Raw genomic sequence first — 22,040 nt, forward strand, 5'->3', positions numbered from 1 at the left:
AATAACATATCTCCAAAGGGGAGTAGCGTCCAAGAATATTTCTTGGAAACAAAGTCGTCATTACGTAGAACTTAGTTCTTCCGGCTTTGTTGGCATTTTTTATTACATATGTCTAGCAAGACCTTTGCCTATTAACGGCAGAGGTCTTTTTTGTATTCATTTCCAGATTCTTCCAAAGTTAATAGGCAGGAGTATGGGGAAACTAAATAGTGGGGAAATTCTTCACTTATTTAGAACTTATAGAAATGAGAGGAGAATGTACATGGATGTATCATTATTATTGGAGTATGGTTGGGTATTACTCATCCTAATTGCACTTGAAGGGATTTTAGCGGCTGATAACGCTCTTGTTCTTGCAATTATGGTAAAACATTTACCAGAAGAAAAACGAAAGAAAGCACTATTTTATGGATTAGCGGGGGCATTTGTTTTCCGATTTGGATCGTTATTTATGATTTCGTTCTTAGTCGATGTATGGCAAGTGCAAGCAATCGGTGCCATCTACCTTATGTTTATCGCTGGTAATCACTTATTTAAAACATATGTTAAAAAGAATACAGATGAAGAAACAGAAGAAAAAGAAGCAAAGAAAAAACAAGAGAACTTTTGGTGGACTGTATTTAAAGTTGAGGTTGCTGATATCGCCTTCGCAGTTGATTCAATTTTAGCTGCTGTTGCACTAGCAATGACTTTACCAAAAACAGGATTAGGTACAATTGGTAGTCTTGATACTGGGCAATTCGTTGTTATCTTTGTAGGTGGACTTATCGGATTAATCATTATGCGATTTGCAGCAACTGCTTTCGTACAGATTTTAAAACGTAAACCAGGACTTGAAACTGCAGCATTCTTAATTGTAGGTTGGGTTGGTGTGAAGCTAGCAGTTTATACATTAGCACACCCTGCATTAAATGTAATACCACATTCATTCCCAGAATCCACTCCGTGGAAGCTTACATTCTGGATTGTATTAGTCGGAATCGCAGTTGGTGGTTGGTTCTTCTCAAAAGAAGTAGAAGTAAAAGTAGAAAAGAATTTAGACGAAAAAGCGCTGTAATTACAGCGCTTTTTCTTTTTCCGTTCTTCCTCTCAATGTCCAGAAAAAATTCCATTATACTACCTTTTGTAAACGTTTTCTTAATGTATGTATGTCCTTTTTGTGAAACATTGCACAAACTTATTGAAAGTGAGAACAATTCCATGTACTTTATTCATATAAGGAGTATTTATAGAAGATTTACTAAAGGAGCGTATTACTCATGCTAGAACAAGGACTAGATTATGTTGTCAAACTGGCTAAAAACAAAAAGAAAATACTAGATACAAACCCAATGCAATATTTCATTCGTGCTGCACTTGCGGGTATTTATATCGGTTTTATTATTGTACTATGTTTTAAATTAGGTAACTTTTTTCACATTGCAGATTCACCAGCAACGTATTTAGCTGCTTCTATGTTTTTCGGGATTGCTCTCGTACTTATTATATATGGCGGTGCTGAATTGTTTACTGGAAACACAATGTACTTTACTGTAGCAACTTTAAGAAAAGAAACAACGATTTCTGATACACTTCGTAACTGGGTTGCTTGTTATGCAGGTAACTTAGCCGGCGCGTTATTCTTTGCCTTACTATTTTACGCAACTGGAATTTTCGAAGCAATTGATCACGGTCACTTAATGAGTAAAGTCGTTGAAGGAAAGATGAACACACCTACGATGCAGTTATTCTTTAAAGCTATTTTATGTAACTGGCTCGTATGTCTTGCTTGTTTCTTACCTTCTCAGGTTAAAGGTGACACAGCAAAAATAATGGTCATGATGCTACTTGTTTTCACATTCTTCTTATCTGGCTACGAACATAGTATTGCAAACTTATCACTCTTTGCTTTATCTTTAGTTTCACCGCATCCTGAGACAATTTCTTTTTCAGGTGCTATTCATAACTTAATTCCTGTTACAATCGGTAACATTATTGGTGGATCAGTATTTGTCGGTATGGTATACCACTACTTAACAAAGAAAACACCTGACGTTCAACAGGAAAAAACTGAAATCGCAACAGCTCAACAAGAAGAGATTATTCCTTTACAAGCACATATGAAACATTAAAAACTCCAAAGTTTTACTTTGGAGTTTTTAGCTTCCCACGTATTTAACTAAAAGGTGAGGATTAATTTCTCCTTCTTCCTTTCCCTTATCCATTCTCTGTTTCATCTTATGCATACCGATGACATCATTCGTATGAAGGTGAATTTCATTTACATATAATCCCTCTGTACAAAAAGCTTCTACAAAATCTAGTCCATTTTTTGCTCCCCAGCCCATATTATAATCAAGGGAAAGAATATTCACATCATAATCCCGAACCATTTGCAAGGCACATTCTACTGTAGTTGCGGACACATACCCGAACGGGCAACTTCTTTGATCATCCATATATACGTTCATTTTCGATTCACTCTCTAATTTGAATAAGCGGCTAATACATAACACATTGCCCCAAGACTAATAAAAGGACCAAATGGAATTGGCTTTCGTACTTCTATACGTTTTAATCCGATACCAATCCCCAAAAAACAAAGACTAAAACAAGATGCTAAAAATAAAACGATAAAAACTCCCTTCACTCCTACTATAAAACCAAGTAACGAAAGCAGTTTTATATCTCCTCCGCCAAGCCCTTCTGGATATATCTTTTGCATGCAATATAACAAAATAAATATAACACCACTACCAGCTATACTATCTGTCCAAGTAACTAATTGTACAAAAACACTTTCGAGAATGAGTAAAACGGCAAACGAAATTAAAATACAATCAGGAATTAACATATATAAGTAATCTGTAACTGAAATAATAAGAAGTAGCTAAAAAAGGGATAAAATGATAATAAGCTCTCGTTCTATTCCAATCATATAAACTGTAAGAAGAAATATACCTCCTGTTATATATTCAAATGTTACATACATAATTGGAATTTTCCTCTTACAATTCGTACAATAGCCTCTTTGTATATAAAATGAAATGATGGGGATTAGTTCTTTTGTCCTTAGCACATATTTGCAATAATCACAATGTGAACGCGGGGTAATAATAGAAACACCTAATGGAACCCTCATCGCAACTAGCATAAAAAAAGAACCAAACACCATCCCTGCTAACAGTGCATATAAATAAGTGAACATCCCTTCCTCTCCTTTCCCAAAAAACATAGCAAAAAAAGGAGAGAACTTCTACTTCATATTATCCTTTATTCTACTAAAAAAGCAGGCCATTTTCTGGCCTGCTTTCCCCTCTTTTATACGATGAAATATACTGCTTTTAATGGTCCATGTACTCCGACAACAAGATTCATCTCAATGTCAGCCGAGTTACTTGGTCCTGTAATAAAGTTAATACAAGATGCCGCTGTCTCCCCATTTTCTACGCGTGAATTCATATCCTGAACTGCTTGTGTAATACGAGGCACAAGTGTTTCACGTGGAATAATAGCAAAATATACAGTCGGTAAAAAGTGTAAAGAACGTCCTTGCCCTTTATGACTTTGTACAACAATTGTACCAGATTCAGCTAATGTATAATCACTAAATGCAATACCAATATTCGCTTTTTCAGCTAAACGCATATTTTCGTCTTTTCTCTCTGGATCCCATACGTTCACTTCAACGTCTCGCTTTGGAAGTTCTTCTTGAAATAAAGATGTTAAACCATATGCATCAAAACGCTCATCTGCTGATAATAAAATAGGTCCCCCGCCGTTTTCCATAATTACTTTTTGAAGGTCTTCACCTAAACTGTCATTTGTCGTTTCTACTACAGTTGTATGAATGTTTGTACATTGCTTTTTAAACACTTCTAGTAATTCTTCTTGTGAATAATCTTTTAACGTTTCTATATTCACATTACTTTTCCATACTGGACGCTCTACACCTTCTGTTTTACGAGCGCGCCCAAGTTCTTTTGCAATGTTATCTAGAAAGGCATCACGGTTTTGAATTAATCCTGTCATTATTTGTCCCCACCTTTCTTATGATCTTTATACCAATCACGGAATCGTTCTTTACTTGGAGCTGGGAATTCACGAATATCTGTCCAGTTTTTAAGTGGCCCAACACCTTTTGATACACGGTTACCAGATGTAAATGGACTCATTGCTGCTGGCGCCATTTTTGATCCCATTTTATATAAAGCTGCTGAAGATGCACCCATACTAAACATTTTCATTGCTAATTTTTCTGCAAGTGGAGCACGTCCTTCTTGCTCAACGATAACTTGACGATGTTTTAATAATAAATCATGCAATGGAATTTTTACTGGACAAGCTTCTGTACATGCTCCGCATAAACTAGAGGCATAAGGAAGCTCTTTGTAATCATCATATCCACCTAAAAGTGGTGTTAATACCGCACCAATTGGTCCTGAGTATATAGAACCATATGAATGTCCACCAACATGACGATATACAGGGCATACGTTAACACAAGCAGCACAACGAATACATTGCAATACTTGGCGGAATTCAGATCCAAGAATTTGAGAACGACCATTATCGACCACAACTAAGTGGAATTCTTCTGGGCCATCTACTTCCTCTTCTTGAATTGGTCCCGCTACCGTTACATAACTTGTTAACTTTTGACCTACTGCACTACGACATAGTAAACCAACTAAAACATCTAATTCTTCCATTGTAGGAACCATACGTTCCATACCCATTACTGCAATTTGTGTTTTCGGAATCGACATGACAAGATCGGCATTACCTTCATTCGTTACTAAACAAAGAGAGCCAGTATTTGCAACAGCAAAGTTACAACCAGTTACACCAATTTCTGCATCCATAAATTTCTCACGAAGTTGTTTACGAACAAACTTTGTCATTTCATACGGGTCATCAGAATTTTCATAGCCTAACTTTTCTTTAAATACATCGCGAATTTGCGTTCTATTTTTATGAAGTGCAGGTGCAATAATATGTGAAGGTGGATCGTTATCTACTTGCAAGATATACTCTCCTAAGTCACTCTCTAACACTTCACAGCCAATCTCTTCAAGCGCATGGTTCATACTGATTTCTTCTGTTACCATCGACTTTGATTTTACTACTTTTTTCGCTTGTTTCTTTTTGGCAACATCTTGAATATACTTTGCAGCTTCCTCTTTCGTCTTCGCAAAGTACACGTGTCCGCCTCTTTTTGATACATTTTCACTTAACTGCATTAAGTAATAATCCAGATTTTCTAACGTATGTTGACGAATTTGTTCACCTAATTCACGCCACTCTTCCCAGTTTCCTAATTCATCTGCAGCTTTTAAGCGATTCGTATATAAACGCGTTTGTGCAGAAGATACTGCTCCGCGCATAAACGAATCTTGAATTCCATCACCAACGCGATCATTAAATTTTTTCTCACTGATTTTCATAGACATAGCTTATGTTCCCCCTTCATGAGCGACTATTCAGTACCTCAGCAATATGCATTACTTTTACTTCTTTTCCTAAACGCTCAATACGTCCGCCAATGTTTAACAAACACCCACAATCTGCACCGATTAAATAATCTGCACCTGTTTCCATGACACTATCTACTTTTTCGTCTACCATTTGCTCAGAAATTGGAGTCATCTTAACTGAAAACGTTCCCCCAAACCCGCAACAATTTTGCACGTTTGGCAAATCTCTCACAGTTAATCCTTTTACATTTGATAATAAAATTCCTGGTGCTTCTTTTACTCCAAGCATACGCGTCATATGACATGATTTATGAATAGTAGCTATCCCTGGTAAACTTGCACCAACATCTGTAACTTTTAAAACATCTACAATAAACTGTGTAAATTCATAAGTTTTATCAGCAACTTTTTGTGCACGTTTAGCCCACTTTGGATCATCTTTGAAAACATGCGGATACTCATGAAACATTGTCGCACAAGAACCAGATGGCGTAACAATATATTCTGCATCTTCGAAAGTTTCAATCATATGTTTCATCGCTTCTTTTGCTGCTTCTACATGGCCGCTATTATAAGCAGGCTGCCCACAACAAACTTGTGCTTCTGGAAATTCAATTTCACAACCTAAACGCTCCAACACTTCAACTGTTGCTTTGCCGACATTTGTTTCAAACATATCGACTAAACAAGTAACAAATAAAGTAACTTTCATAACTATTACTCCCCCTTTTTACAACTTCACCAACAAACATATGGTCATCAGATGACTTAGTAGAGAAGAAATAGGCTCAACCATGGCCTATCCTCTCCCTCTTCTAAAGAAAACGCTTACTTAATCTTTCTCTATTTTATCAGAAAATTAAATTTTTAAAAGATTAAATTACGAATTTATATCGTTTTTACCTGTGACAATATGTTCTACATTTGTTAAATGATCTAGCATTGCTTGCTGCGCTAATTCTACATCTTGTTTTAACACCGCATCATATATAACTTGATGCTCTTCTATAAGTCGTTCTGATGTCGTTTGTTCACCATATAAAATAATGCGTCTTGATTCACCAATTGTTTCAGCAATCATCTCTGAAACATGATTCATGAGTTCAAGCAAAATGTTATTATGCGAAGACTCTGCAATTCCCATATGAAATTGAAAATCGGCTTTTTCGCCAGCCTTTTCATCTCCAATGCTCTTTGCCATTTCATCTAACCAATGTTTCATATTTTGTAAATTATCTTCCGTACGTTTTGCCGCCGCTACTCGAACTGCCCCCACTTCAAGCACCTTTCGTACTTCTAATAAATTCAAAATATCTTCTTTCTTCATTAATAATCTATTGTTTAATGATTTCGTTAATGAAGAAGAATCGAAGTTCTTCACATATGTACCTTCTCCTTGTTTCATCTCAATTAAGCCCATCGCTCTTAGCGCACTTAGCGCTTCACGAACAGCAGATCTGCCAACTTGAAACTGCTCAGCTAATTGATGCACAGGGAGTAGTTTGTCACCAGGTTTTAACGTACCATTTTTAATCATTGTTAAAATAGCTTCAGATACTTCTTCGTAAATTTTTTTCGGTTTAATAGATTTGTACTCCAGTTAAATCACCTCAGTATCTTCCAAACAACAATTGAAACGATTTATAAAAACTTTGCATCATAACTATTTTAGACCGAATTGATAAGAAGTACAAATGTTTTGTTCATAAAATAGTCAAATTTTCGATATTTATTACATATTAATTTATATTTTTATGTATAAATATTTCCTTCAATATAAAGAACATGTCCTAAAAATTAGAACATGCCCCCCTCATCCTGTACATTCAGTTTAATACTAACCGTTGTTCCCTTATCTTTTTCACTTTCAATTTGCCACTGTCCACCATGTATATGAACAATTTGTTTCACAATAGCAAGGCCTAAACCTGTTCCACCGTGTTGACGACTTCTCGCTTTATCAACTCGGTAAAAGCGTTTCCCAAGGTTTTCCAAATGTTCTATATCAATGCCAATTCCTGTATCTTGTATTTTTAATTCACAGTAATCATAGATTTGCTCTAAAGTTATAACGATATTTCCTTTTTGATTTGTATACCGTATCGCATTATCTAACACATTATGAAGCACTTGTTGCATACGATCCTCATCAATCATGACAATGACCTCTGGATTTAAATTGGTTGAAATATGAATTTCCTTTTCTATAAACTTAATCTCATACGTATCTAATACGTCTTCAATCAGCTGTGAAAAAACGATAGGTTGCTTCTTTAACGGAAAGTGCTCGCCTTCTAATTGTGCTAAGTCTAACAAGTCATGAACGAGACGCTGCATACGACCTGCTTCTTTATGAATTAGCTGCGTTACTTTTTCCTGCTGCGGTCCCTTTGCAACACCATCTAAAATAGCCTCGCTATACCCTTTTATATAACTAAGTGGTGTTCTAAGTTCATGCGAAACATTTGCTAAAAATTCCTTACGCTTTACATCTTCTGTTTCTAATGAATTTGCCATTTTATTAAATGCTTTTCCTAATCGTCCAATTTCATCCTCTGAAGAAACTGTAATCCGCTCCGAGAAATCTCCCGTAGCCAAATGATTTGCAACCCGCTCCATTTGCGAAAGTGGCTTCGTAATTGCAATTATAATTTTTCTTCCAACCCATATCGTAATTAAAATCATAGCAATTGCTAACGGTGCTAAAATAAGACCCATATCATAGATTAAATCTTTTATACTTTTTAAAGGAATATACGAATAGACAATTCCGACTAATTTTTTATTTTCCAATACAGGAATGACAACCCCCATAATATTACGGTCAAAATGTTCTTCATATCCTATTTTTGTCACAGTTTTCCCATCTAATAGCGTTTGCCTATCTCCTTCACTTATAAGAGAATGGTGATGCACATCAAAAGGCAAACATGCGCTTAAGTCACGCGGATTAGACACAAAAATAACGTCTGAACTAGATATTTGATCAAACGATCTTACTTTCTCTTCAAAAGTTGATATTCCTTCACGCCTATCATATTGAGCAGCAAGACTTTTTCCTTCCATTACTAACGAAGCTTTTAAATTATCAACGTATAATTTTTCATACGAGTATAAAGATACGAAATAAAGAAAGGACACTGTTACACATACTGCACATACTACTGTAAGCCAAAGTTTTTGTACCATCGTAAACATACGTTACACCTCGAATTTATAGCCTACACCCCAAACAGTTTGAATGTAGTTTCCACTTTCTCCAAGCTTCAAGCGCATCGTTTTCACATGCGTATCTACTGTTCTTGTACTTCCGGCATAATCATATCCCCATACCTTTTCAAGTAATTGCTCCCGGCTAAACACTTGTCCTGTATGCTGGCAAAGAAAATATAGTAAATCAAACTCTTTTACAGTAAGAGAAATCAATTCACCATCCGCCTCGATTCGTCTACTTTTTTCATTGATAAGAATTGGTCCAAATTGAATCTCTTCTTGCTGTTCTTGCTTTGTATATCTTCTTAGCACAGCTTCCATACGGGCAACCAATTCACCAGGACTAAACGGTTTTACAATATAGTCATCTGCTCCCATACGTAAGCCGTTCACCCTATTCCACTCTTCACCTTTTGCAGTTAAAAATATAATCGGCACATCTGACGTTTTTCTAATTTCTTTACAAACTGAAAGTCCATCCATTTCTGGCATCATTATATCTAATACAACGAAATCATAATGATCCGTTTCTAGCTTTTTAAGAGCCTCTTTTCCATTTTCAGCTTCTCCCCACTCATATCCAAAGTTATCCAAATACATTCCAACAAGCTGCCTCATATCACTTTCATCATCTACAACTAGCACTCTATATTTATTCATTGTCCTTCCCTTCCCTCTCTATGAGTTGAAACGGTCCTTTTCCGACTTTAATTGTTTGTTTTATTTTCAAATTCTTCATATCCATAACGCACACTTCATCACTATCATAACTGGCTACATACCCTTCTGCTCCGCTCTCCAAAAATGCAAATGGATTCGACCCTACTTCTACAGAAGCTATTTCTTTATATGTGCTAACATCAAACTTTCTAAGTGTATTCGACCCATGACTGAGTGCATATACGTACTTACTATCCTTCGTTATATTCACAGGCATAAATGGAGCGTGTAAAGAACGCACCATTTCTCCACTCTGTAAAGAATACACTAACACTTTCTCATTTACTTGATTTCCATCACCATGTCCGCCAATCCATATTTCTTTCCCATCAGGACTAATCGTCGCTCCTGTTGATGCTGGCGGAATCATAAAGGATTGAACAACTTCTTTTTTCTTCGTATCAATTGTCGTTAGTTTCGTATCATAAAAGTTTAGTACAGATAACCGATTCTGATACTCTACCATCGTTATAGGCCCTTTTCCTGTTGAAACATTTCCTGTCTCTTTCCCATTTATCGTAAAGAATCTTACCTTTTGAACATTTTGATCAGCAGCAAATAATTGTTTTTTATCTGCTGATACGACCACATTTACAATGCCCTTTCCAGTTTTATATTTTTCCACTTGCCTTCCTTCCGCTAGTGAATATACATACATATATTCTAATTGCTTACCGTATACAAGTATTTCATCGCCATTTGGAAGCAGTGTGATTCCGGCCATTGGCTCATTTAGTTCCCATGTCGTAATTAACTTTTTATCCTTTTTATCAATAAAACTAATACTGCCTTCTTTTATATTCGTAGTTATAATAACATTTTTATCTTTAGCAATTGGTGTATATGAACTTCCTTGACACCCTACTAATAGAAATAAAAAACAGAGAAGAAAAACATACTTTCTCAAAAGATTCCCTCCATCTTCAGATGATTTCGTTATAATTGTAAAATAACAAATAAATGTGTGGAAAGTGTGAAATTTCCCTTTCTTACTCAATTTACATATATAATGTACAACAAATAGAATTTGAGGTGTGTCAATTATGCTATTTCCTGATTTAGCGAATAAAATTGTACGAGAAGTACGCAGACTAATTACAGAAAATATAATTATCATTAATATAGAAGGCGTTATTATCGCAAGTACAGATACAGAAAGAATTGGACAATTTCATGAAGGTGCACTCCGCTGCGCCAAACAAAAGAAAACCGTCATCATTACAAAAGAAGATGAAAGGCGATTGCAAGGTGTAAAGGCTGGGATGAATCTTCCTTTATTATTTCATGATGAAGTAATTGGTGTCATTGGGATTACAGGAGAACCTGAAAACATTTCACGCTACGGAGAAATATTGCGTAAGATGACCGAATTATTAATTCATGAAAACTACTTTTTAGAGCAACTAGAACTTGAGCACCGTTCTTATGAAGCTTTTGTCTTTGATTGGCTTCAAAATACAGAGTGGTCCCCGAGTTTTCTTGATCGCGCAAAAACACTTGGCATTGATTTATATAAGAAAAAACAACTTATTTTGTTTTCTATTGGCAAAAATGACACGATGCTCCAGCGTAAAATATGGCAACACATACGTAATATTTTAACAAAAGAGCATCTATTTGTTCGCTGGGGAAATGATCGTTTTATTTTATTTACAGCAATGAGCTCCAAAGAGCAAACTTATCAATTTTTAAAACGATTAAAACAAGACTGCGAAACTTTATTTTCTATTCCTTTATATATAGGGATTGGACAAACAGTTACCTCAAACAATATGAGCATATGTTACGAACAAGCATTACGCGCTCTTTCTGTATCATTGGAAACGAAAAAAATTGTATTTAATGAAGATTTACGTTTAGAAATGTGTTTACAAGATATTTCTGCCGAAACGCGTGAACAATTTCTAGAGCGTACCATCGAAAACTTATTATCATTTCCTGAGCTTATGCACACTTTACGCTTATTTATCGATTATAACCAATCTTATAAACAGACGGCTAAACAATTACATATACACATTAACACATTACATTACAGGCTAAAAAAGATTGAAGAACATACAGGACTTGATCCAAAACAATTCAAAGACTTAAACGTTTTATACTTCGCACTTCTCCTATTAGATAATCATATAAAAAAGAACGATAAAATAGATTAATCTTTAGATGATTATACATAGAAAGAATCCCTCAACTTTTTTATCATTATAATGAAAGCACTGTTACCACGTTGTTTATTATAACTAAACACGTTAACAGTTTGAGGGGGATTTCCAATGTTAGAAAAACAAATTATTCATTCATTCGTATCTATTGTTGGCGAAGATAATGTAGATACATCCAATATGGGGCGTTTAACTTATAGTTATGATGCTACTCCAAACTTCCAAGCAATGCCTGATGCAGTCATTGCTCCTCGTAATACAAATGAAGTAGCTGAAGTGTTAAAAGTATGTAACACTCACAAAATTCCTGTGTATGTGCGCGGGTCTGGAACAAATCTTTGCGCAGGAACATGTCCACTTGAAGGCGGTATCGTCCTTATTTTCCGCCATATGAACAATATTTTAGAAATTGATGAAGAAAACTTAACAATTACTGTACAAGCTGGTGTCATTACACTTGATATTATTAAAGCGGTAGAAGAAAAAGGTTTATTTTATCCACCAGATCCAAGCTCGATGAAAATTTCTACAATCGGCGGTAATATTAATGAAAACTCAGGTGGATTACGCGGTTTGAAATATGGCGTAACACGTGATTATGTAATGGGGCTTGAACTTGTCTTACCAAATGGTGATATTATTCGCACTGGTGGTAAATTAGCAAAAGATGTAGCTGGTTACGATTTAACTCGTTTATTTATCGGTTCTGAAGGAACACTTGGCGTGGTAACAGAAGCTATATTAAAACTTGTTCCTATGCCTGAAACAAAGAAAACAATGCTTGCATTATATGAAGATATTAATGAAGCTGCACGTGCTGTTTCTTCTATTATTGCAAATAAAATCATTCCAGCAACACTGGAGTTTTTAGACCAACCGACAATTGAAGTAGTAGAAGAGTTTGCACAAATCGGTTTACCTACAGATGTAAAAGCAATTTTATTAATCGAACAAGACGGTCCGCCCGAAGTAGTCAATCGAGATATTGAAAACATGGTTAATGTTTGCCGCTCTATGAATGCAGTTGATGTTCGCGTTGCAAAAGATGAAACAGAAGCAGATGCGCTTCGTACCGCTCGCCGTAGTGCTCTATCAGCGCTCGCACGACTAAAACCTACTACAATATTAGAAGATGCAACTGTACCACGTTCACAAATCGCTCCTATGGTTGAAGCTATTAATGCCATTGCAAAAAAATATAATATTCCTATTTGTACGTTTGGACACGCTGGTGATGGTAATTTACATCCAACTTGTATGACAGACGCTCGTAATGCAGAAGAAATGCACCGAGCTGAGCAAGCTTTTGCTGAAATATTTGCGAAAGCAATTGAACTTGGTGGCACAATTACTGGTGAACATGGTGTTGGTGCAATGAAAGCTCCATATTTAGAAATGAAATTAGGTAAAGAAGGTATTGCAGCTATGCAAGGAATAAAGCAAGCTTTCGATCCAAATAACATTATGAATCCTGGAAAAATGTTCGCGAAAGACACTCGAAAAAGAGTGGTGGTTGAGCGATGACCACATTAAATAAAGAAAATATTCAAAAAGAATTTAAAGAACGATTAAGTGAAGATGAATTACTAAACTGTATGCGATGCGGTTTTTGTTTACCTACTTGTCCTACCTACATTCAATCCGGATATAAAGAGTCACATTCACCGCGCGGACGTATCGCATTAATGAAAGCAGTCGTTGATGGTTTAATCGAACCAGATGAAGATGTTGAAAATACATTAAACGTTTGTCTTGGTTGCCGTGCTTGTGAGCCTGTTTGTCCATCTGGTGTAAATTATGGACATTTATTAGAAGAAGCTCGTGATATTATTAATCAAAATAAAAAATTCTCAGTGCCAGTGAAAGCTGTTCGAAAAGTCGTTTTTGAAGGATTATTCCCCCATCAAAATCGAATGAGAACATTAACTGGACTAATCGGATTTTATCAACGTTCTGGTTTACAAACGCTAACACATAAAACAGGGATTATGAAGTTATTCCCTGAAACACTTGCAACGATGGATCTCGTTTTACCCAAAGTCCCTAAAATGAAAGCGATGAAAGATCGTCCTTCATTTTTACCTGCAGAAAGTACAAAGAAAAAACAAGTTGCATTCTTCACAGGCTGCTTAATGGATACGATGTTTTTAGAAACAAATAACGCAACGATGAAACTTCTTCAATTAGCTGGTTGTGATATCGTTATTCCGAAAACACAAAGTTGCTGCGGTGCATTGCATGGGCATGCTGGTGAAAAGAGTGGAGCAAAAGAATTAGCAAAGCGAAATATAAAAGCATTCGAAGATTTAAACATCGACTATATTATTACGAATGCAGGTGGTTGCGGAGCTTATCTCGTAGACTATGATTATCTTTTAAAGGATGATCCGGATTGGGCTGAACGTGCTAAGCAGTTTATTTCTAAAATTAAAGATATTACTGCTATTCTAGTAGAACTAGATTTCCATAAACGTAATGACTTACGACTCACGCCGCAAGTTATTACGTATCAAGACTCTTGTCATTTACGCAATGTTATGCGCACATCTTCTGAACCTCGTATGTTACTAGAGGCTATCCAAGGTGCAACATACCGTGAAATGAAAGATGCCGACCGTTGCTGTGGTTCTGCTGGTATTTACAATATTGTTCATTCAGAGTTATCAATGGCATTTCTAGATTACAAAATGGACCGTGTGCATGAAACAGACGCAGCAACCATTGTTACTGCAAATCCAGGTTGTTTATTACAAATGAAATTGGGCATTGAGCGAGAAGGGCTTTCTCATAAAATGAGAGGAATTCACATTGTGGATTTATTATTAGAAGCAATTGAAACTAACTCGTAATAACTCGTAACATACGTAATAATAGGAAAACGGCTATCTCCTTCGTCTATGTAAAGAGATAGCCGCTTTTTTGTCTGCTACAACATTAAAAATATGTTACTTTATTATAAAAAAGAACAACAGAAACATTACAGTTTTGTAAAAATCAATCCATTATATTCCTCAAAAAATCGCTCAAACCATTGATACAATAGGATTCTTCATTTTCTATTTAGGTAACTTTATCCAAAAATACCCTCTTAAAACCAAGTATAAAAACACTATAAATTCCTTTTATACTCTATATTTCTCTTATTTTTGTTCCCTTCTTCTCTTAGGATAAATTAGGTAATTTTAAAGTCTATGAATTTTTTTCCATCTTTTTTCTCGCAAATTGTATGCTACGATGAATTTGTCAGTCAGACAGGCTGTCAAAAACAAATCGTGTGAAAACAAATTAAAACTTTATATAGGGGGACACACATCATGAAAAAGCGTGTTTTATTATCTGTAGCTGCTGCAACAGCTCTTACTTTAGGAGTATCTTCTCTAGATGCACAAGCTGCAACAGTACAACCATCTAACTTAAAGGTTCAAAATATTCAGCATTCAAAAGTGATGATGAAACAAATGAGCCAACAAGAATTACAAGCATTCTTACAATCTATGGGCGTTGAATCATTAGCACAATGGCAACAAGGAAACTTCCAACCAAACTGCTTCATTCCTGGTCAACAACCTACTGAAAATGTTGTAACTGAGCAACCAACTGCTAAGCCAGAAACTCAAAAGCCTGCTGAACAAAAACCAGTTGAGCAAAAGCCTGCTGAAGAAGTTCAAAAACCAGAAGCTCAAAAACCTGCTGAAAACAACAATACTCAAAAACCTACTGAACAAAAACCTGCTGAGCAAAAGCCTGCTGAAGAAGCAAAATCTTTAAGCGAGTTTGAACAACGTGTTGTTGAATTAACAAATGCTGAGCGTGCAAAACAAGGCTTACCAGCACTAAAAATCGATACTGAATTAAGCAAAGTAGCACGTATTAAGTCTGAAGATATGCAAAAAAACAACTACTTTGATCATAACAGCCCTACATACGGGTCTCCGTTTGACATGATGAAGAAATTTGGCATTTCTTATACATCTGCAGGTGAAAACATCGCTCAAGGCCAACGTACACCTGAAGAAGTAGTACAAGCTTGGATGAACAGCGCTGGACACCGTGCAAACATCTTAAATAACGGCTTCACTCATATCGGTGTTGGTTATGTAGAAAGCGGCAACTACTGGACACAACAATTTCTTACGAAGTAAATAGATTAAAAGAGTCTTCTCATAATGAGAAGACTCTTTTTTAAGTTTCATAGCTTTCTATTATGTATGAATAGAAAATATATAACATAAACAACATAGATCCACAGCTTATTACACTAAGCAATACATAAAATCCCCACTCTAAGTTCAAAAACAATGAAAACAATATGCCACATGCCATCACTTGAAAAATCCGTCTACTCACTAAACGAATTTTTTGTAATTTAATTGGGTCTTTTTCTTTGCCTTTTATTTTCTTAAATTCTTTACTCAGCATAAAAAGAAACATACTAATCCCAATCGTTAATCCTGTTTGAAAGGATATCAAATCCCCAAAATTAATAAAGAGGATAAGCATATGAATAAACAACATAAATAACGTAATTTTCTTTATAAATCCGCCTATAATACCATGCTCTCTTTCATTAAACTTAAATATATTATGTGAAATAATATACAAAAATCCATATAAAAAAATAATAAAACAGGGAATAAATGCTACAACAACTTGTTTACTCATAAACTCGTTTGGCTCACCATTTACATTCCAATGTACTGCCATACGATTTGGTAAATAGGGATAAAGACATAGAGTAAGTAAAAGACAAGCGAAAAATATTCCAAGTACATACTTATATTTGATCAAGTGATTCTCACCTCTCTTTTCTCTTAACGGCTTCGCTTCTTGTAGAGAAATCCCTGCAAAAATCTACTTTTTTCAAGTTAAAACTTATACTTTACGCATTTTCTTTTTGAAATTCTTTTATTTTATTATTTAACTTTGCAGGAAACGGCACATCAACTTCAATCGCTTCTTTCGTAATTGGATGCAAGAAATTTATCTTCATCGCATGTAATGCTTGACTGGACATATATTTTGTTTGTCCACCATATAATACATCCCCAACTAGTGGATTACCATTATGACTCATATGAACACGAATTTGATGTGTTCTACCCGTTTCTAATTGTAACGTTACAAAAGTCGTGTTTTGCTTCTTAAAATACTTTTCTACTTTATAATATGTGATAGCTTGGTCACCTTTTGGAGAAATACGACGCCTTGTAGCATGATGGCGATCCCTTCCGATAGCAGCATCAATCTTTCCTTGTTTCTTCTTTACTTTCCCTTCAACGAGCGCAGCATACGTTCTTTTAATTTTTCTTTCCATTAATAGACGATCCATAATTGCACCAGCAATTCTATGCTTAGCAAACACGACACCACCTGTCGTATCTTTATCTAAACGATGAATATGACGCACCCTCGTCTCTAAACCTTGCATTTGAAAATGAAAAGCAACAAGATTTGCAAGCGTCCCGGTTCCACCTTTTTCAGCAGGGTGTGTGTCCATTTGCTCTGGTTTATTTACGATAAGTACGTGATTATCTTCGTATACTACATGTAATTCACCATATTCTGGATCTACACCGTACTCTTCCTCCGCAAACATATGGACTTGTAACTTATCGTTCTCTTTTAAAAGCTCATTCCATCTTCTTTGTTCCCCGTTAACCGTAACACCTTTTTCCATACGAAGCTGATGTAATAGCTTTTTCGGTATTTCCCATTCTACTTTTAATACCGATTCAATACTTATACCATTCCATTTAGCTGGAACGGTAATTTCACACCATTCGCCCTTTTTCTTTGTTTCCATACTGTTTATCACCTTATTTCTATTGATTCTCTCATTGTAACGGAAAACACACTTTGATGCACCGTCAAAAATAGAGGACAGTCTTATAATAGACTGCCCCTCAAGCTCTAAGTCTTTTCATTTCTAACAATACTTCTTCAGCTTTTTGTTCATACGATAAATCCTTAAAGAAATCCGCCAACCTTTTATAATCATTGTAAGCATCTAATAAATTGTCCATCTTTTCTATTTTCATCACTTGTTGTTTTTGTTTCATTTTTACTGGATAGCGATAACCTGATACTTCTTGTATTTTGTAATACTCATCCTCTACTTGAACGACCTTTACAAGTTCTTCCTCTTCTGCATCCATCGTATACCCGTCAAATTCTCTAAGTAGTTCATAAATGATATGAGTCCATTCATCTTTTGGATAAAATCCTTTTTCTAACCGATAACCGACAATGCGATACATATGCCCATCGTTCTCGGCAAACTGTACTGTATCATTTAACTTAAACTTAAAATAACGAAACATTGCCTTCACCTACTTATTATGTAATGTTCTTATCACATACTATTTGCAAAATGTAGGCTTTGCTATTCATAAAAAATGCTCATCAATATGATGAGCATTTTTTACAATGATTTTTCTCGTTTTTTTCGAAATGGTAACCACCAGTTCCAGTCTCCAAATAACTTCATTAAGCTTGGTACGAGCATAAGACGAATAATTGTTGCATCAAGAAATATTGCTAACGCAACGCCAAGACCCATCTGCTTTACTGGTAAAATATCAGTAAATGCGAATGCACCAGTTACAACAATCATTATTAAAGCAGCTGATGTAATGATTCTACTTGTTGAAACGAGCCCTTCTAACGTTGCTTGATCGTTATCTCCTGTTTCTTCATAGAGCTCATGAATACGTGAAATAAGAAATACTTCATAATCCATACTAAGCCCAAATACGAGGCCAAAAATGAAGATTGGTAAGACAAACAGAACCGGACTCGTTTCTAAACCGAAATGACCACCTTCAAATAACCAAACAACAATTCCAATAGTTGCACTTAAACTAAGTATATTCATAACAATTGCCTTAATTGGAATGAGTATAGATCGGAATGCAAATAATAATATAACAAAGGTCGATCCAAATATAACAGACATACCAATTACTACTTTATCTTTAATTTCATCTTCTAATTCTTGTTGAAATGTCGTCATTCCGCCTAGATAATAAGTAACATCCGTTTCTTTATAGTTCTTTTTAAAGTCACGCACCCACTGTTTTGCAGTCTCTGTACGTGGTTTTGTTTTCAAAAAGATTTCTATCGTCGTCTTATTCCCTTGCGTGTATGCTTCAAATACAGGAGTTAGTTTCGCTGATTCTGGCGACTGTAATATTCCAACAACTTGATCTACTTTCATTCCAGTTAACCCGTCGTATAAACTTCTTACTTCATGTACTTTCTTATCATCTTTTAACTTTTGAACGACTTCTTCTATCTTTTGTAGACTTTCTTTTTCTTTCATATCTTTTTTCGTCTCTACAACTAACGTAACATCAGCGTGTGTTTTGACAGTTTCATTAAATGCTTCTTCATACTTTTCATATGCAATTCTTGTATCACTCTTTTCAGGTAAAGCTTCAACACCAGGGAACTGCAAATTAGCTGTACGTAACGGTAATAAGCAAATAACAATAAATGTTGTAACAACAATAATCATTGCAATTGGATGTTTCATCACAAATTGTGCAAATTTACGCCATGCTTTTGCCGGCGTATGTGCTACTTGATTCTTTTTTAATATTCTTTTACCTATTAACGATAATAGTGCTGGAAGAAGTGTGAGTGAGAATAAAATGCTCATAATGACAACAATCATTCCGCTAATCGCTACAGATTGAATATAATCTATCTTAAAGAAAAACAAACCGGATAACCCAACAAATACACATAATCCTGAAAATACAATCGCACGTCCTGCCGTTTGATATGTAATTGCTATCGCTTCTTTTACCGTTCGTTTAGCAACTTCCTCTCGAAAACGGTTCACAAATAATAGCGCAAAATCAATAGATAATGCAAGTCCAATCATCGGTGCAACGTTTAACACGAAAATAGATAGTTCTTTATCAACACCGATGAAATACAATATCCCCATCGTACTAATAACACTAAGCGCCCCATTCAAAATCGGTAAAATTGATGCCAAAAGACTCCCAAACGAAAATAGTAATACAAGAAACGCAATTGGTAATCCAATCATTTCTGCTACTTTTAAATCATTTTGCGTTCTTTCATTAATCTCTTGATTAATTTTCGGAAATCCTGTAGGTGTTAATTTTAATGCTACATTACTTTCTTTCTCAATCTCATCAGCAAATTGTAATGTCTTTTCCATTCTTTCTTTATTTGTTTTCCCGGAAAATAAAATTGTCGCATAACCGATGTCATCTTGTAGCATTTCTTTATTTTGGATTGGGTGATGGAAAGATTCATAGTTCTCTTTCTCTTGAACATTCTTTACAATTTCATCTATTCGTTTTTTAAATTCCTCATGCGAAACATCTTTATTTTTCTCAAAAACGAGCAGAAGCGTATCTTGAGACTTCTTAAAATCTTTATCTAAAATTTCTTTTGTTTTTTGATAGTCGCCTTCCGTTTGGAAGCCATCGCCACCTAATACTCCCGGTAGCTTTGGAGCAAAAATCCCAAGTGCGATTGCGAGCAACAGTAGCGCTACAATTACTGTATAACGAGACTGATACAAAAAGGCTCCTAACTTCCCCCACTTATCAACTTTATGTACATTTGTCTTCACACATTTTCACCTACTTTAAATGATTCAATTGTCACTTATACTGTATCACATCTTGATATAAACAAAAAACGTCTGGAAAAACTATAATGATAGTTTTTCCAGACGTCTTTCTATCTCTCTTTATTAAGCCCTAATCTCTCAGTAAGTAAACGATGGTAGTAAATCGCGATAATTAACAAAATACCACCTACGCAGTAACCAGCTAAAATATCAGTTGGGTAATGTACATTTAAAATGACTCTACTTAATCCAATCGATAGAATTACTATACCCATCAAAATTATTGTGACACATTTCCCAGCTACGCTTTTCAAATTAGCAGCAATGATATAAGTAAGAAATCCAAATGTCATAATCGATAGCATTGCATGTCCACTAGGAAAACTATATCCAAGTGCATCTAGCGCTTCATTTAATGACGGACGTTCTCTCTTTACAATCTCTTTTATCCCTTTATTCACAAGATGTGTTATTAAAATTCCCATTGGATATACAATCATCGCAGCATAATAACGCTTCTTCCAAAAAACAAGCAAACTTATAACGAGCGTAGTGACTATCCCAATTGCTGATCCCAATTTTGTAAAGTACGAGAAAAATGTAAGAGAACTTTCCGTTTGCAGCCCTCTTACTAATCCACGGACATATGTATCCATCACTGTAACGCCACCTGCATGTACGCGCCAAGCAACAATACCAAATACAGCAAATAACAAACCGATACACATTACCTCATACTGATGTAACTTCTTCAAACGATTTCCTCCTACTATGAAAAAATGCGATTTCTACTTTAGAAACCGCATTTCCTTACTTATTTACCTTTTGTTTTTAGCTCTGTCCAGTAACGATCATAATCTTTTAACTTATCGTCCACATCAACAAGCCATTCTGTACGATCTAACTCTTCTTTCGTTAAGAAGATCATGTGATTATCACGGTATTCTTTACTATGAAGAGGATGAGCTTTTTCATTTGGATTACTGTAACCAATTGACTCGTAGTTTTTCACACTTACTTTTTCATCTAGTAAGTAGTTCATAAATTTCTCAGCAAGCTCTTTATGTTTTGCACCTTTTGGAATTGCTAACGTATCAGCCCAAATTGTGCCGCCTTCTTTTGGTACAACATATTCTACATCTTTATTATCTTTTGCGATAAATGCTGCATCTCCAGACCAAACTGTTCCAATCCAAGCATCTTCTGTAATGAATTTTTGTTTAATGTTATCTGTATCAAATGCTAATAAGTTTGGAAGCAGCTTCTTTAAATCATCTGCTGCTGTCTTTAATTGTGCATCGTCTTTCGTACTGTTTGAGAACCCGTGCTTCTTAAGACCCATTCCTAACACTTCACGAGAATCGTTTAGTAACGTTACACGTCCTTTATATTTCTCATTCCATAAGTCAGCCCAGCTTGTAGGTGCTTCTTTCACATACTTTTTATTGTATGCAATCCCTGTTACACCCCAAGTGTACACTAAAGAATATTTATTCTCTGGATCAAACGCAGGTGTTTTGAAATTAGAAACCATGTTTTCGATATTTGGGATATTCTTTTTATCTAACGGCGCTAATAAGTCCATTTTCGCCATTGTTTTAACCATGTAATCAGACGGCTGGATTAAGTCATACTTTGCACCACCAGCTTGTAATTTTGCAAGCATTTCTTCATTACTTGCGTACTTGTCATAGTTAATTTTCACATTATACTTTTTTTCAAAATCTTTTAGCACTTGCTCATCAAAATTGTCAGCCCAGCTATAAATATTTAATTCTTCTTTCTTTTCACCACAACCAGCAAGCACACCAGCAACAAGGCTAAAGCTAATTGCTGCGCCAGCTATTCTTTTCATTAATTTCATCGATTTAT

Annotated in this window: 20 protein-coding genes, 1 pseudogene and 1 riboswitch; of the genes and pseudogenes, 6 read left to right on the forward strand and 15 right to left on the reverse strand. The window is 35.4% G+C overall.

From position 1 onward, the window contains the following. Positions 1-5: 5 nt before the first annotated feature. A riboswitch (yybP-ykoY riboswitch) is annotated at positions 6-180 on the forward strand. A gap of 82 nt (positions 181-262) precedes the next feature. After that, positions 263-1,057 (forward strand): TerC family protein, encoded by a 795-nt coding sequence (locus AC0OM3_RS18030; protein WP_000383326.1) that lies wholly within the window; start codon positions 263-265, stop codon positions 1,055-1,057. 202 nt (positions 1,058-1,259) lie between these two features. Continuing rightward, complete coding sequence (locus AC0OM3_RS18035; protein ID WP_000893022.1) at positions 1,260-2,111, forward strand: formate/nitrite transporter family protein; 852 nt, start codon at positions 1,260-1,262, stop codon at positions 2,109-2,111. 27 nt (positions 2,112-2,138) lie between these two features. On the opposite strand, the gene AC0OM3_RS18040 is transcribed toward AC0OM3_RS18035, so the two are convergent. The 9 genes and pseudogenes from AC0OM3_RS18040 to AC0OM3_RS18080 all read right to left on the reverse strand — a co-directional run bounded on the left by AC0OM3_RS18040 (position 2,139) and on the right by AC0OM3_RS18080 (position 10,296). Beyond that, a complete protein-coding gene (locus tag AC0OM3_RS18040) occupies positions 2,139-2,450 on the reverse strand; it encodes a cyclic-phosphate processing receiver domain-containing protein (RefSeq protein ID WP_001103769.1) in 312 nt (103 codons plus the stop codon). A 14-nt stretch (positions 2,451-2,464) separates the two neighbouring features. Continuing rightward, positions 2,465-3,187, reverse strand: a pseudogene (locus AC0OM3_RS18045) (prepilin peptidase). A gap of 113 nt (positions 3,188-3,300) precedes the next feature. After that, the gene (locus AC0OM3_RS18050) at positions 3,301-4,011 is read right to left on the reverse strand and encodes a LutC/YkgG family protein (RefSeq protein WP_000147193.1); all 711 of its coding nucleotides are present in this window, start codon (positions 4,009-4,011) and stop codon (positions 3,301-3,303) included. Further along, on the reverse strand, positions 4,011-5,432 hold the full coding sequence (locus AC0OM3_RS18055; RefSeq protein ID WP_000061927.1) for a LutB/LldF family L-lactate oxidation iron-sulfur protein: 1,422 nt from the start codon (positions 5,430-5,432) through the stop codon (positions 4,011-4,013). Before AC0OM3_RS18055 ends, AC0OM3_RS18050 begins: the two co-directional genes overlap by 1 nt. Before the next feature lie 16 nt (positions 5,433-5,448). Continuing rightward, positions 5,449-6,168, reverse strand: coding sequence for a (Fe-S)-binding protein (locus AC0OM3_RS18060; protein WP_000869148.1), 720 nt, complete (start codon positions 6,166-6,168; stop codon positions 5,449-5,451). A gap of 168 nt (positions 6,169-6,336) precedes the next feature. After that, positions 6,337-7,026, reverse strand: coding sequence for a FadR/GntR family transcriptional regulator (locus AC0OM3_RS18065; protein ID WP_254904515.1), 690 nt, complete (start codon positions 7,024-7,026; stop codon positions 6,337-6,339). A 227-nt stretch (positions 7,027-7,253) separates the two neighbouring features. Continuing rightward, complete coding sequence (locus AC0OM3_RS18070) at positions 7,254-8,654, reverse strand: sensor histidine kinase (RefSeq protein WP_474212558.1); 1,401 nt, start codon at positions 8,652-8,654, stop codon at positions 7,254-7,256. Between the two features lie 3 nt (positions 8,655-8,657). Then, positions 8,658-9,329: a response regulator transcription factor gene (locus AC0OM3_RS18075; RefSeq protein ID WP_001046395.1), complete on the reverse strand. Its 672-nt coding sequence runs from the start codon at positions 9,327-9,329 to the stop codon at positions 8,658-8,660. Next, entirely contained in the window at positions 9,322-10,296 is a 975-nt protein-coding gene (locus AC0OM3_RS18080) for a YncE family protein (protein ID WP_001234149.1), read from the reverse strand. Before AC0OM3_RS18080 ends, AC0OM3_RS18075 begins: the two co-directional genes overlap by 8 nt. Positions 10,297-10,432: 136 nt before the next feature. Between AC0OM3_RS18080 and AC0OM3_RS18085 the strand changes: the two genes are divergently transcribed. The 4 genes from AC0OM3_RS18085 to AC0OM3_RS18100 all read left to right on the forward strand — a co-directional run bounded on the left by AC0OM3_RS18085 (position 10,433) and on the right by AC0OM3_RS18100 (position 15,696). Continuing rightward, positions 10,433-11,548 carry a CdaR family transcriptional regulator gene (locus AC0OM3_RS18085; protein ID WP_089149015.1) on the forward strand — a complete coding sequence of 372 codons (1,116 nt, stop codon included), beginning with the start codon at positions 10,433-10,435 and terminating at the stop codon, positions 11,546-11,548. Between the two features lie 117 nt (positions 11,549-11,665). Beyond that, positions 11,666-13,078 (forward strand): glycolate oxidase subunit GlcD, encoded by a 1,413-nt coding sequence (gene glcD, locus AC0OM3_RS18090; RefSeq protein WP_474212561.1) that lies wholly within the window; start codon positions 11,666-11,668, stop codon positions 13,076-13,078. Beyond that, a complete protein-coding gene (locus AC0OM3_RS18095) occupies positions 13,075-14,403 on the forward strand; it encodes a (Fe-S)-binding protein (protein WP_046945120.1) in 1,329 nt (442 codons plus the stop codon). Before glcD ends, AC0OM3_RS18095 begins: the two co-directional genes overlap by 4 nt. A gap of 465 nt (positions 14,404-14,868) precedes the next feature. Then, a complete protein-coding gene (locus AC0OM3_RS18100) occupies positions 14,869-15,696 on the forward strand; it encodes a CAP domain-containing protein (protein WP_474212563.1) in 828 nt (275 codons plus the stop codon). 40 nt (positions 15,697-15,736) lie between these two features. Here the strand turns inward: AC0OM3_RS18100 and AC0OM3_RS18105 are convergent, their stop codons facing one another. The 6 genes from AC0OM3_RS18105 to potD form a co-directional block, all read right to left on the reverse strand. Continuing rightward, entirely contained in the window at positions 15,737-16,342 is a 606-nt protein-coding gene (locus AC0OM3_RS18105) for a DUF1648 domain-containing protein (RefSeq protein WP_474212564.1), read from the reverse strand. Positions 16,343-16,433: 91 nt separating this feature from the next. Next, positions 16,434-17,357, reverse strand: a complete 924-nt coding sequence (locus AC0OM3_RS18110; protein ID WP_046945121.1) for an RluA family pseudouridine synthase — start codon at positions 17,355-17,357, stop codon at positions 16,434-16,436. A gap of 100 nt (positions 17,358-17,457) precedes the next feature. Next, on the reverse strand, positions 17,458-17,874 hold the full coding sequence (locus AC0OM3_RS18115; protein ID WP_474212566.1) for a histidinol dehydrogenase: 417 nt from the start codon (positions 17,872-17,874) through the stop codon (positions 17,458-17,460). Positions 17,875-17,975: 101 nt separating this feature from the next. Next, entirely contained in the window at positions 17,976-20,168 is a 2,193-nt protein-coding gene (locus AC0OM3_RS18120) for an MMPL family transporter (protein WP_046945122.1), read from the reverse strand. Positions 20,169-20,278: 110 nt separating this feature from the next. After that, positions 20,279-20,896: a phosphatase PAP2 family protein gene (locus AC0OM3_RS18125; protein ID WP_474212606.1), complete on the reverse strand. Its 618-nt coding sequence runs from the start codon at positions 20,894-20,896 to the stop codon at positions 20,279-20,281. Between the two features lie 86 nt (positions 20,897-20,982). Then, positions 20,983-22,032, reverse strand: a complete 1,050-nt coding sequence (gene potD / locus AC0OM3_RS18130; protein WP_000772487.1) for a spermidine/putrescine ABC transporter substrate-binding protein PotD — start codon at positions 22,030-22,032, stop codon at positions 20,983-20,985. Between the last annotated feature and the right edge of the window lie 8 nt (positions 22,033-22,040).

This window comes from Bacillus sp. FAU20, from assembly GCF_056033865.1.

Bases quoted from the DNA above. Each gene is read 5' to 3' on its own strand.
- AC0OM3_RS18085 (WP_089149015.1), top strand. From the start codon at position 10,433: ATGCTATTTCCTGATTTAGCGAATAAAATTGTACGAGAAGTACGCAGA.
- AC0OM3_RS18055 (WP_000061927.1), bottom strand. From the start codon at position 5,432: ATGTCTATGAAAATCAGTGAGAAAAAATTTAATGATCGCGTTGGTGAT.
- AC0OM3_RS18030 (WP_000383326.1), top strand. From the start codon at position 263: ATGGATGTATCATTATTATTGGAGTATGGTTGGGTATTACTCATCCTA.
- AC0OM3_RS18095 (WP_046945120.1), top strand. From the start codon at position 13,075: ATGACCACATTAAATAAAGAAAATATTCAAAAAGAATTTAAAGAACGA.
- AC0OM3_RS18035 (WP_000893022.1), top strand. From the start codon at position 1,260: ATGCTAGAACAAGGACTAGATTATGTTGTCAAACTGGCTAAAAACAAA.
- AC0OM3_RS18040 (WP_001103769.1), bottom strand. From the start codon at position 2,450: ATGAACGTATATATGGATGATCAAAGAAGTTGCCCGTTCGGGTATGTG.
- AC0OM3_RS18100 (WP_474212563.1), top strand. From the start codon at position 14,869: ATGAAAAAGCGTGTTTTATTATCTGTAGCTGCTGCAACAGCTCTTACT.
- glcD (WP_474212561.1), top strand. From the start codon at position 11,666: ATGTTAGAAAAACAAATTATTCATTCATTCGTATCTATTGTTGGCGAA.
- AC0OM3_RS18075 (WP_001046395.1), bottom strand. From the start codon at position 9,329: ATGAATAAATATAGAGTGCTAGTTGTAGATGATGAAAGTGATATGAGG.
- AC0OM3_RS18115 (WP_474212566.1), bottom strand. From the start codon at position 17,874: ATGTTTCGTTATTTTAAGTTTAAGTTAAATGATACAGTACAGTTTGCC.
- AC0OM3_RS18110 (WP_046945121.1), bottom strand. From the start codon at position 17,357: ATGGAAACAAAGAAAAAGGGCGAATGGTGTGAAATTACCGTTCCAGCT.
- AC0OM3_RS18050 (WP_000147193.1), bottom strand. From the start codon at position 4,011: ATGACAGGATTAATTCAAAACCGTGATGCCTTTCTAGATAACATTGCA.
- potD (WP_000772487.1), bottom strand. From the start codon at position 22,032: ATGAAATTAATGAAAAGAATAGCTGGCGCAGCAATTAGCTTTAGCCTT.
- AC0OM3_RS18070 (WP_474212558.1), bottom strand. From the start codon at position 8,654: ATGTTTACGATGGTACAAAAACTTTGGCTTACAGTAGTATGTGCAGTA.
- AC0OM3_RS18125 (WP_474212606.1), bottom strand. From the start codon at position 20,896: ATGTGTATCGGTTTGTTATTTGCTGTATTTGGTATTGTTGCTTGGCGC.
- AC0OM3_RS18060 (WP_000869148.1), bottom strand. From the start codon at position 6,168: ATGAAAGTTACTTTATTTGTTACTTGTTTAGTCGATATGTTTGAAACA.